Below are 12059 nucleotides of genomic sequence, written 5' to 3' on the forward strand. Positions count from 1 at the left end.
CCGCCTGACAGGGCCGACCCGGTACAACTGGCCGCTCATCCCAGCAACACCAACGCGCCGCAGACCGCCAGGCCGACGATGATGTTGAGAGGCACGCCGATGCGGACGAAATCGGCAAAGCGATAGTCGCCCGCCGCATAGACCAGCGCGTTGGTCTGATAGCCGATCGGCGTTGCGAAACACGCCGACGCGCCGATCATCAGCGCGATGACGAGCGGGCGCGCATCCACCTGCAATTGGTGCGCCAGCGCGATGACGATTGGCGTCATCAGTGCCGCCACCGCATTGTTGCTCAGCAGTTCAGACAGGATGAGCGCGGTGAAATAGACGATGAAGATCAGCGCCCAGGGCGGCGCGACCTGCATCAGCGGCGTGATCCATCCCACCATCATCGCGACGCTACCCGCCTGCTCCAGCGCCACGCCGACCGCCAGCATGGCGAAGATCAGCACCAGGACGTCCCCGTCAATCGCGCCCCAGGCTTCCTCGGCATCGATGCAGCGCGTGGCAAGGATCGCGCCAACGGCAATGATCGCGGCAAGGCCGATGCCCATGATGCCCAGTGCCGACAGGATAATCACCATCGCCATGGCGAGGATCGCGATCCAGGCCTTGTTGCGGCGGAAGGCGCGGGTGCGGCTGATGTCGACGCCCATGAGATTGGGATTGTCGCGCAGCGAGCGCATCGCATCGTCGCTGCCCGCGATCAACAGCCGGTCAGCGCCGCGGATGCGGGCCTCCGCCAGATTGGGACCGGGCAGGTGCCGGGCGCGGTTGATGCCGATGATGCGCACGCGCAAGGCATGCAAAAACGGAATATCCATCAGCCGTTCGCCGATCGAGGGGTGGCTTGGCGCGACCATCGCCTCGATCACCGTGCCTTCACGCCCCGATGTTTCGGAATCAGCGGCGATGCCCAGTTCGAAATGGCCTGATTCGCGCAGCGTCATGATCGCGGTGCCATCGGCGCGCACGATCAGGCGGTCGCCGGCGTGAAGTTCCTCCTGCGACAGGTCACCGCGCCGTATCTCGCCAGCCCGCTTGAGGCCCAGCAGCGCCGCCGAGCGCCCGAACACCGTCAATGACCCGATATCCTTGCCGATATAATCGCTGTCATGCGGCACCACCAGTTCGGTCAGATAATCCTGCGCATTGCCGCCATCCTGGCCCGAAATCGCTGGCGGATCGCTGGGCAGCAGGAAGGACAGTCCAACGAGCGCCGCCAGCCCCGCGACGGTTCCCGCAATGCCGAAGGGCGCAATGTCAAAAATGCCGAAGGGCGTCATCCCTTGATCCGCCGCGATGCCCGCGACGATCAGGTTGGTCGATGTGCCGATCAACGTGATGCAGCCGCCAAGCACCGCCACGATGCTCAGCGGCATCATCAATTTCTTGAGTGGCACGCCCGTCACCTGCGACAATTTGAAGATGATGGGAATAAGCACGACGACGACGGGCGTATTGTTGAGGAATGCGGACGCAACCGTCGCGCCCAGCATGACCTCCACGACCGCCAGGCGCGGATGTTTTTCCGCGCGTTTCATGACAAAATCGGCCGCCCGATTGATCGTGCCGGTCCGGATCAACGCGCCCGCCAGCACGAACATAGCGCCGATCGTCAGCGGGGCGCCATTGGAGAAGACGGAAAAAAGCCCCTTTTCATCCAGCAATCCCAGCGCGGCATAGGCGCAGGCGCCCAGCACGGAAACAACGGTCGGCGAATAGCGTTCGCGCACAAATTCCACGAACATCAGCGCCAGGATGACGAGGCCGATTTCCGCGCGGTAGACGCCCAAGAGCGCGGACATGAAATGCATCTGGCGTTGGCCCCCTGGAACGCGTGAAGCCGCGTTTTAGCCCCGGTCAACGAAATGGGCCAGCCATGGTTGCATGGCTGGCCCGTGTCGCGGCGTTGAGGGGACGTTTTGACCGTCAATCCACGCTTTTTCATCGCCGCGTTTTCCGCAAAAAACGCTTTGACGCGCAGTGACGCTCCCCAGGCTTACGCTCTGCCGCACGCCCTCCCGCGGGCGTTGAGTGTCATCCTAGCGTAACAGAGGCGAGTCGTCTCGCACGGAACGGACGTCCGGCGCAGGATTGGCGCGGTTCGGCGCGTCAGTCGCCTATACCGCCGCACTGGGCGCGGTGAAGCAGCTTCTGGTCGGCGAGGACCAGCGCCATCATTGCTTCCACCACGGGCACGCCACGAATGCCCACGCAGGGGTCATGCCGCCCCTTGGTGATGATCTGCGATGCGTCGCCATCGCGCGTTACGGTATCGACGGGGATGAGGATGGAACTGGTCGGTTTGAAGGCGACCCGCAATTTGATCGGCTGGCCAGTCGAGATGCCACCGGCGATGCCGCCTGCATGATTGGCGAGGAACGCGGGGCCATCGGCGCCCGGCCGCATGGGATCGGCATTGTCTTCGCCGCGCAGGCGCGCTGCGGCGAAGCCGTCGCCGATCTCGACACCTTTGACTGCGTTGATGCTCATCATCGCGGCGGCCAGTTCGCTGTCGAGTTTGGCATAGAGCGGCGCCCCCCACCCCGCCGGCACGCCGGATGCGACGCATTCGACGACCGCGCCCAGGGACGAACCGTCAAGGCGCGCGGCGTCGACCAGTGCCTCCCAACGCTGGGCGGCTTGCCGATCCGGGCAGAAGAAGGGGTTTTCACCGATCTGCGCTGGATCGAAATTGGCGTAGTCGATCGCGTCGCCGCCAATCTCGCTCACATAGGCAAAGATGTCGACGTCCGGGATGACGAGCCGCGCCACCGCGCCTGCCGCCACGCGGCTAGCGGTCTCCCGCGCTGACGATCGACCACCGCCGCGATAATCGCGAAACCCATATTTGGCGTCATAGGCATAGTCGGCATGGCCCGGGCGATAGGCCTTGGCGACGTCGGAATAATCCTTGGACCGCTGATCGGTATTCTCGATCATCAGGCTGATTGGGGTGCCGGTGGTGCGTCCCTCAAAAACACCCGACAGGATGCGCACAAGGTCCGCCTCGCGCCGCTGGGTCGTGAATTTGGACGTGCCGGGCTTGCGCAAGTCCAGCCATGGCTGAATGTCCGCTTCGGTAAGCGGCAGGCCGGGCGGGCAGCCATCGACCACCGCGCCAATGGCCGGCCCATGGCTTTCGCCCCAGGTAGTAAAGCGAAAGACGCGACCGAAGCTGTTGAAACTCATGTGTCCAGCGCCCTATTTTTCCAGAGCAATATCCGGTGCATCTTCAGCCTTCATGCCGATGACGTTATAGCCCGCATCGACATGATGGATTTCGCCGGTCACCCCTGCCGCCAGGTCAGAGAGAAGATACAGGCCCGCGCCGCCGACATCCTCGATCGTGACGTTGCGACGCAGCGGCGAATTCAACTCGTTCCATTTGAGGATGTAGCGGAAGTCGCCGATGCCGCTGGCCGCCAGGGTTTTGATCGGCCCCGCGGATATGGCGTTGACGCGGATATTTTCCGGCCCCAGGTCCATCGCCAGATATTTGACGCTGGTTTCAAGCGCCGCCTTGGCTACGCCCATGACATTATAGTGCGGGATCACCTTTTCCGCGCCATAATAGCTCAGCGTCAGGATGCTGCCGCCGTTCGGCATCAGCGCTCGGGCGCGCTTGGTGACGGCGACAAAGCTGTAGGCGGACACGTTCATCGTCAGCAGGAAATTATCCAGGCTCGTATCGACATAAAGGCCGCGCAGTTCATTCTTGTCGGAAAAACCGATGGCGTGGACGACGAAGTCGAGCGCGCCCCAGCGCTGTTCGATCTGCGCGAAGGCGGCGTCAAGCTTGTCCATGTCAGTGACATCGCAGTCGATGAGGAAGTCGGAGCCAACCTGTTCCGCAAGCGGCCGCACGCGCTTGGCCAGCGCATCGCCCTGGTAGGAGAAGGCCAGTTCCGCGCCCTGCGCATGCAATTGCTTGGCGATGCCCCAGGCCAGCGACTTGTCGTTGGCCAGCCCCATGATGAGGCCGCGCTTTCCTGCCATCAAGCCTGTCATATCGTCGTTCCGTTTCCTTTGTCCTGCCCGGTCGCGTCCGTTTCCTCATCGGGAAATTCCGCCAGCGCCGCGTTCAATTCCGCGCCAATTACCACGCCAAGGCCGACTAGGAAGAAAAAAATAAGGGTGATCATCACGCCCGCAAGACTGCCATAGGTGCGCCCATAGCCCCCCAGCAGAGACAATGTGGGCGGCAGCAACAAGGTCGTGCCATACCACCAGAGCGCGGTGGCGACCGCACCAGGCCATTTGGGAAAACGCCGGTCCTTGTATGCCGTAGGCGTCAGAGCCACGAACAAGGACCAGAGCGCCACGCACACGATCGCCATCGGCACCAGCCGCGCCGACGCAACCAGCGCAATGGCGTCGTCCGCCCAGGGAACGAGGCGCACCAGAAACTGGTCGATCCCGGTGATGACCACCTGCATCGAAAAGGCAAACATGACCGCAAACACGCTGAACAGCGTTATGCCGATGGCGCTCAACCGATATTGCCAGAAGGCCTTCGTGCTCTTCGTGCCATAGGCGCGGCGCAATATGTCGCGGATGGTTTCGATGAGGCTCCCGACCGTCCACAGCCCGACCAGTCCGCCCAGCCACAATAATGGTCCGGAGCGGGCGGTCAGAACATCGTTGATCGGCTGGCGGACGACATCGGCCACGCCGCGCGGCACGGTATAAAGAAAGGCGTTGAGGGCCTGAAGACCATCCTGGGTACGCCCAAACACGCTGGCTACCGCCGCTGCGACGATGAAGAAGGGGAACAGCGTCATCAACGAGAGATAGGCAAGGTTCCCCGCGTGGATGAAACCATCGCTATAGGTGCCGACCAGCACACGTTTGGCCACTTCGAAACCATGCGACCCCAGCCGCACCCTGGCGATCTGGCGGTGGAGGCGCGCCCGCGCGCCATGTCCGGACCGGCGGCGCGATTCCGGCGAGAGAGGAGACGGCATCGGCATCAGCCGATCCTAACGCCTCATACGCCCAGATGGGCGCGCACGGGGCGCGCATCCTGCCAGTTGTCCACAAAAGCGCGGATCGCGGGATCGTCGGCCGGCAGGTCGATGTGGAGCGTCACGAGCTGATCCCCGCGCCGCCCATCCTTGCCGGTGAACCCCTTGCCGCGCAGTCGCAGCGTCTTGCCGGACGATGTGCCTGCCGGAACGCCCAGCATGACCGGTCCATCGACGGTCGGCACCTTGACCTTGCCGCCCTTAACAGCCTCATCCAGCGTGATGGGCAGGTCCAGCAGGACATTGTCGCCATCGCGCGTGAAAAAGGGATGCGGTTTGACCTCGATCGTCACGATCGCATCCCCCGCGCCGCCCGGCCCCGCCTGCCCTTTGCCAGACAGACGCATTTGCGTGCCAGTGTCCACGCCGGCAGGAAGCTTGAGATCGATCGTCTTGCCGTCCTGCAACGTGATCCTCTGTGGCGCCAGGGTCGCGGCATCGGTAAACTGCACTGCCAGCCGATAGGCGACATTGGCGCCTTTTTGCGGCGGTGCCTGCCGGCCAAAACCACCGCCAAAGCCCGCGCCACCGCCTGCCCTGCGGCCTGCGCCGCCGAACAGTCCTTCGAAAATGTCGCCGAAGTCCGCCCCGCCTTCGCCAAATTCGAAATGAGCCGACTGGCCGCCAGGGTTGCCGCGAAAGCCGCCATTGCCGCCGCCAAAGCCGAAGGGCGCGGTCGGATTGCCGTCGACATCAATCTCCCCCCGGTCGAAGCGGGCGCGTTTGTCCTTGTCAGACAGCAGGTCATAGGCGTTGGTCGCGGCGGAGAATTTTTCCGCAGCCTGAGGATTGTCCTTGTTCCGGTCGGGATGCAGTTCCTTGGCCAGCTTGCGATAGGCGGATTTGATCTCCGCCTCGCTGGCGCTACGGGCTACGCCCAAAGTGGAATAGGGATCAGCCATTCATCCTACCTGTTGCAAAAAAGCATCACTTGACGCCTATGTGGACGATGCATCGCCGACATTCAAGTCAGGGATGTGCGGAGAAGGCTGTCAAATGGCGCATATCGACAGCGTAGCGCGAGCTGCCTAGAAAGCGCACATGACCGATCCCTTCATCCTTTTCGATGCCTGGTTTGCCGAAGCCCGGAAAACCGAAGTCAATGACAGCAACGCCATGGCGCTGGCGACCGCAGATGCACGCGGACGCCCGTCATCGCGCATGGTGCTGCTAAAGGGGCACGGGCCGGACGGCTTCATCTTCTACACCAATTTCGAAGGGCGCAAGGCGCGCGATTTGCTCGAAAACCCCCATGCCGCCTTGCTGTTTCATTGGAAGTCGCTGCGGCGGCAAATCCGTATCGAAGGACAGGTTGATGCTGTCGACGACGCGACCGCCGACGCCTATTTCGCGACGCGCAGCCGCGACAGCCAGCTTGGCGCATGGGCATCGGACCAGTCGCGCCCCCTGCCCGACCGGCAAGTCTTCATGGACCGTTTCGAGGAGGTAAGCGCGCGCTTCGAAGGCGGTGCGGTACCACGACCGCCGCACTGGTCCGGTTTTCGCGTGACGCCCGACCGCATCGAATTCTGGCAGGACCGCGCACACCGCCTGCATGAACGCCGCCTGTTCGAAAGGGAAGGCGCAAACTGGCGTGAGGGGCTGCTCTATCCCTGACAAATGCCGTTAGCGTCAAAACGGCGACGACCGGCAGACGAGGAAAGGCGGTCCTGCTTCGTCTTCCCTGATGCGACTGGACGCGCGCAATTGCCGGGCGGCCATGCGCCTGTTAGGTGTCTGACCTGACAGATGTACACATAAGGCGGGGGCGTGCCTGTGGGCGGCCTTAGAGGAACTTGATGCGAAACAGACTGACGGCGTTCATCCTCATCGGCATGGTCGCGGGGGTGCTGACCGGATATGTAGCCAATCTCTGGGTCGGCGGCGACGAAGCCACCGCGAAGGATGTGGCCGGATATTTCCACCTGCTCGCCGACATCTTCCTTCACCTCATCAAGATGATCATCGCCCCGCTGGTCTTTTCCACGCTGGTCGCTGGTATCGCCCATATGGGCGACAGCGCCGCACTGGGCCGCATCGGCGGGCGTGCGCTCGCCTGGTTCATTATCGCCAGCCTGATTTCGCTGACGCTGGGCCTCATCCTCGTCAATTTTTTCCAGCCCGGCGCTGGCTTGAACCTGGTCCGATCGGGTGTCGATTCGGGCGTGAGCACCGAGGGCCTCAACTTCCGCGACTTCGTGCTCCATATCTTCCCCACGTCGATGATCGGGGCGATGGCGGAAAATTCGATCCTGCAGATCGTCGTCTTTTCGCTGTTCGTAGGTGTTGCGCTGACGGCCATCGGCGAGAAGGGCAAGCCAATCGTCACGGTGATCGAGGCGATGGTCGAACTGATGCTGCAAGTGACCGGCTATGTCATGCGGGTCGCGCCGCTTGCCGTTTTCGGCGCGCTGGCCTCGTCCATTACCGTGCAGGGGCTGGGCGTGCTCCAGACCTATGGCGAACTGGTCGGCGAATTCTACATCGCGATATTCTGCCTGTGGGGCTTGCTGTTCCTTGCCGGATCGCTGTTCCTGGGCAAGCGGATGATCAAGCTGGTCCGGTACGTCCGCGAACCGATCCTGATCGCCTTTTCGACGGCGTCGTCCGAGGCGGCCTATCCCAAGATGCTGGAGCAGCTCGATCGGTTCGGCGTGCCGCGGCGGATCTACAGTTTCGTGCTGCCGCTGGGCTATAGCTTCAATCTTGACGGGTCGATGATGTACGCGACGTTCGCGACCATCTTCATCGCCCAGGCCTATGGCATCGACCTGCCGATCACCACGCAGATCACCATATTGCTGGTGCTGATGGTGACCAGCAAGGGCATCGCCGCCGTGCCGCGCGCCAGCCTGGTCGTCGTCGCCGCGACGCTGGGCCAGTTTGACCTGCCGGTGGAAGGCATCGCCTTCATCCTGGCGGTCGATCACTTCATGGATATGGGCCGCACCGCGACCAATGTGCTGGGCAACGCGATCGCGACGTCGGTCATCACCAAATGGGAAGGCATGCTGGAGGTCGAGGAGCCCGAGGATGTGCCGCATCCCAAGGCGCCGGCGCATACATCGGCCGATGGCCGGCGCGGGCTGGAGCTGGCGTCCGACATGGTGGAGGATCCGCGCAAGGGGTGATGCCGCCTCGCGCTGGCCCACTCACCATAACACGCCGCGCGCCGGCTTGATCGGATCGGGCGCCGGGTCGCCGATCGACTGGAGCAGGTCGATCTCGATCGTGCGGCACATCGCCGTCAACGGATTGTCGTGCACCGTGTTGGCGAAGGGATCGACCAGGTCGTCGCCGATGCGCAGCACCGCCAGGAACATCAGCCCCGCGACCGTCGAACCCAGCGGCGTGGCAAAGCCCAGCGTTTCAACGAGGCCGATGGGCAGGGCGATGCAGAAGATGTGGGTGAAGATGGTAGGCAGATAGCGATATTGCACGGGCAGCGGCGTGTTCTTGATCCGCTCCATCCCGCCCTGCGCATTGGCGATATCCACCAGCACGGCCTCCATCTGCGTCTGCTGGATCGTGTCCAGCCAGCCGTTGCGCCGGCCGATGTCGATCCGCCGCCCGGTGCTGTCGAGCAGCCCGTTGGCAGGATTGGTGCGGGCGAGCGCCTTGCCCTTGTCCTCCTCCGTCAGGAATTTCGTGACATCATCGCCGATGGGCTGGCGGCGCAGCTGGCAGCGCAGCGCGTTTACATAGGCGATCTGCCGCTTGACGATTTCGCGCTTGAGTTCGGCGGCGTCCGGGTCGGGCATGAAGTTACGGGTCGCGCGGGCGATGTTGCGCGAGGCGTTGATCATCGCGCCCCAGAGCGTGCGCGCTTCCCACCAGCGTTGATAGGCGCTGTTCGACCGGAAGCCCAGAAACAGGGCGAGCGCCGAGCCGAAGATGGTGAGCGGCAATTCGGGCGCCTTGAAGGGCAGCAGATAATAAGTGACTGTGACCGCGCAATCCCAGATGAACAGGACCGTCAGCGGCTTCCAGACTTCGGACGCTATGCGGCGGAAACTGGGGACGGGATCAACGATCATGTAGCTCTCCGAATACAGAAATGCTGCAACGCAACATCAGCGGAGAGGCTCCCCGGTAAAAGGGCCGCAACGAAAAATTACAGTTCCGCCGATCAGCGCAGTTTCGCGATCGACAACCCGTCCTGTTTGGCACGAGCCTTGACCGATTCCTCGCTGCGCGTGAGCGCCCTGGCGATGGCCTTCAAGGCCATCCCCTTTTTCGCCAGGCTGTGCAGCTTCTGGATTTCATCCTGCGTCCAGGGCTGTTTGTGCCGCTCGAAGCGTTCTCCTGCCATGGCCATCAATCCGCGAAGGGATCGCGGACGAGGATGGTGTCGTCGCGTTCAGGAGAGGTGGACACGAGCGTGACCGGGCAGCCGATCAGCTCCTCGATCCGGCGGATATATTTGATCGCCTGCGCCGGCAGGTCCGCCCAGCTGCGCGCGCCCGCCGTGGTGTCGCTCCAGCCGCCGATCGTTTCGTAGATCGGCTCCGCGCGCGCCTGGTCCTGCGCATGGGCAGGGAGATAGTCGAATGTCCTCTCGCCGATGCGATAGCCGGTGCAGATCCTGAGTTCCTCGAACCCGTCGAGCACATCGAGCTTGGTGAGCGCGATGCCTGTGACGCCCGACACGGCGACCGACTGGCGCACCAGCACGGCGTCGAACCAGCCGCAGCGCCGCTTGCGGCCCGTGACGGTGCCGAATTCATGGCCACGCTCGCCCAAGCGCTGGCCAATGTCATTATCCTGTTCGCTGGGGAAAGGGCCAGAGCCGACGCGGGTGGTGTAGGCCTTTGTAATGCCGAGCACGAAGCCCGCGCCGCTGGGGCCAAGGCCGGTGCCGCTCGCCGCCGTGCCCGCCACCGTGTTGGACGAGGTGACGAAGGGATAGGTGCCATGATCGATGTCGAGCAAGGTGCCCTGCGCCCCTTCGAACAGGATGCGCTTGCCCTCGCTCTTGGCCTTGTTGAGCGTCAGCCAGACCGGCTTGACGAAGGGCAGGATGAAGGATGCGATTTCCGTGAGCTCGGCGATCAGCGCGGCGCGGTCGATCGGCGCTTCATTGAAGCCCGCCCGCAGCGCGTCATGATGCGCGGTCAGCCGGTCGATCTGCGGGCCGAGGTCATCGAGATGGGCAAGGTCGCACACGCGGATGGCGCGGCGGCCGACCTTGTCCTCATAGGCGGGGCCAATGCCGCGCCGGGTGGTGCCGATCTTGCCCGCGCCGCTTGCATCCTCACGCAGACCATCAAGGTCGCGGTGGAAGGGCAGGATCAGCGGGCAGGTTTCGGCGATCTGGAGATTGTCGGGCGTGATCTCCACCCCCTGCCCCTTCAATTTGGCGACCTCGTCCCGGAAATGCCAGGGGTCGAGCACCACGCCGTTGCCGATGACCGACAGCGTGCCGCGCACGATGCCCGAGGGCAGCAGCGAAAGCTTGTAGACCTTGTCCCCCACGACCAGAGTGTGGCCGGCATTATGACCGCCCTGGAAGCGGGCGACGACATCGGCGCGTTCGGACAGCCAGTCGACGATCTTGCCCTTGCCCTCGTCACCCCATTGGGCGCCGATCACGGTCACATTTGCCATGGATACAATCCTTCCGCCCGCCGCGGTGACCGGCCATGCCCTTCGACGGGACTCGACATGCCGGTGGGATGAGGGACGCGGGGGCGTCCGAATGCGGGGCGCGGGTTAGCCGCGTGGGGCCGCCGCGTCAAGGCTGGCCGCGCCGGAGCGATGGGAGAGAGGGCCGCGAGCGCGTGTCGCCTTCGGCCGAAGTTCACAGTGTCGCAGGGCCTAAGCGCCCATGACGCGACCGCGACGCGACCATAAGGCGACCACGAAGCGACACCTGATAGAGACGGCGTCAGCGGCCCGGCGATGGGGGCGCGGCGCGGGGGAGCGGCGCGTTGCGGGCCGGGGGCGGCGGCGGGGCCATGTGGGAGGGACGCAGGCGTCATCCCCTCGGGTAGATCAGAGAAAATCCTACATTGGAAGGGGGATGGAGGGATCTAGCGGTCGCCCGGCGGCCCGGCCACGGGTCGGAGAAGCTGGGCGGCCCTTCGACGGGCTCAGGGCGAACGGGATTTATGTGGGAAGGGCCGGGAGCGGCGGTAAATTTCTCCATTGCAAAAGAGCGGGACCACGAAGTGGTGGAGGGGCGTCACCCTATAGAGAGGGGGACACCCCTCCGTCTGGCCTACGGCCAGCCACCTCCCCTTGCAGGGGAAGATGGTCTGGCAGCGACCATAGTTCGTCGCTTAACCACCACTTTATCGTTCCCAGGTTCGGACTGGTGGGTCTTCCAATCATGACGCTGCGACTGGCCGAGCGTATTTGGGCGGGCTTGAGACCGTGAAAAAAAGTGGACCTTCGTCGCGCGAAGCCGAAAATAGCCCAGGCTCAACCCGATCGTTTGAGTCAGCCAATACCCAGTTCAAACTTCGCGCCTGATTCACGCAGGATATTTACCAACTCAAGCGATGCGCGGTGGGCGGCCAGTGCTTCGTCGCACGTACAAGGTTCCTCACCATAGCGAATACCCGGTTTGCACTGAATCGCGGCGATTTGGGCGTCGGCATTAAAAGCCAAGCCGGTATCTGCGAGCGTCTTGCACAGGGCCGCAAGCCCATGGGTAAAACCGTATTTCATGCCCTCGCGATCGATCGCAGCCTTGAGTACCTTTTCGGCAGCCTGAAGCGAAGCCCATTTCGATTCTCCATAACGGCCGCCACGCGCCATCAGACCGTTGACCGCGGCTTGGACATCGCCGCGAGCGATGAACATCAAATTATGATCCGTGCTCTCGAGCGTATAGGTGGCAGGCACGGCGATCTCGAACGAGCGACCGATTGTCTCGAGCGCGGCATTGGACAGCCGTCCCGCCTTAGCTGCGGTCATCCCGTCAATAAGTTGTATGATATTGCAGGTTGCGGTCGTGTCCCGCGGGGTGGTGTAGGAACCGTCGATCTACGGCAGGATCGGGTTCAGGTCAGGCCGCCAGTGCTG

At 63.3% G+C, this 12059-nt stretch carries 11 protein-coding genes; 2 read left to right on the forward strand and 9 right to left on the reverse strand.

The window, feature by feature from the left end; translation table 11 throughout:
• Positions 1–35: 35 nt before the first annotated feature.
• The 5 genes from LL253_RS16860 to LL253_RS16880 form a co-directional block, all read right to left on the reverse strand.
• Complete coding sequence (locus tag LL253_RS16860; protein ID WP_228227929.1) at positions 36–1817, reverse strand: SLC13 family permease; 1782 nt, start codon at positions 1815–1817, stop codon at positions 36–38.
• Between the two features lie 298 nt (positions 1818–2115).
• Positions 2116–3195, reverse strand: coding sequence for a chorismate synthase (gene aroC / locus LL253_RS16865; RefSeq protein WP_228227930.1), 1080 nt, complete (start codon positions 3193–3195; stop codon positions 2116–2118).
• 12 nt (positions 3196–3207) lie between these two features.
• Positions 3208–4014, reverse strand: a complete 807-nt coding sequence (fabI, locus tag LL253_RS16870; RefSeq protein WP_037543152.1) for an enoyl-ACP reductase FabI — start codon at positions 4012–4014, stop codon at positions 3208–3210.
• Positions 4011–4976, reverse strand: coding sequence for a YihY/virulence factor BrkB family protein (locus LL253_RS16875; RefSeq protein ID WP_228227931.1), 966 nt, complete (start codon positions 4974–4976; stop codon positions 4011–4013). The genes fabI and LL253_RS16875 overlap by 4 nt, the downstream gene beginning before the upstream one ends.
• A 17-nt stretch (positions 4977–4993) precedes the next feature.
• Positions 4994–5932, reverse strand: a complete 939-nt coding sequence (locus tag LL253_RS16880) for a DnaJ C-terminal domain-containing protein (RefSeq protein WP_009822871.1) — start codon at positions 5930–5932, stop codon at positions 4994–4996.
• A 139-nt stretch (positions 5933–6071) separates the two neighbouring features.
• On the opposite strand from LL253_RS16880, the gene pdxH reads away from it, so the two are divergent.
• Entirely contained in the window at positions 6072–6647 is a 576-nt protein-coding gene (pdxH, locus tag LL253_RS16885; protein WP_009822872.1) for a pyridoxamine 5'-phosphate oxidase, read from the forward strand.
• A gap of 182 nt (positions 6648–6829) precedes the next feature.
• Positions 6830–8161, forward strand: coding sequence for a dicarboxylate/amino acid:cation symporter (locus LL253_RS16890; RefSeq protein ID WP_009822873.1), 1332 nt, complete (start codon positions 6830–6832; stop codon positions 8159–8161).
• Positions 8162–8182: 21 nt separating this feature from the next.
• Here LL253_RS16890 and LL253_RS16895 read toward each other — a convergent pair whose 3' ends face one another.
• The 4 genes from LL253_RS16895 to LL253_RS16910 form a co-directional block, all read right to left on the reverse strand.
• Entirely contained in the window at positions 8183–9067 is an 885-nt protein-coding gene (locus tag LL253_RS16895; protein WP_009822874.1) for a bestrophin family protein, read from the reverse strand.
• 92 nt (positions 9068–9159) lie between these two features.
• Positions 9160–9342, reverse strand: coding sequence for a hypothetical protein (locus tag LL253_RS16900; protein WP_037543566.1), 183 nt, complete (start codon positions 9340–9342; stop codon positions 9160–9162).
• Between the two features lie 5 nt (positions 9343–9347).
• Positions 9348–10637 (reverse strand): adenylosuccinate synthase, encoded by a 1290-nt coding sequence (locus LL253_RS16905; protein ID WP_009822876.1) that lies wholly within the window; start codon positions 10635–10637, stop codon positions 9348–9350.
• An 834-nt stretch (positions 10638–11471) separates the two neighbouring features.
• A complete protein-coding gene (locus LL253_RS16910; protein WP_228227932.1) occupies positions 11472–11951 on the reverse strand; it encodes a HEPN domain-containing protein in 480 nt (159 codons plus the stop codon).
• Positions 11952–12059: the final 108 nt, after the last annotated feature.

This window comes from Sphingobium soli, assembly GCF_020782245.1.
Lineage (GTDB): Bacteria > Pseudomonadota > Alphaproteobacteria > Sphingomonadales > Sphingomonadaceae > Sphingobium > Sphingobium soli.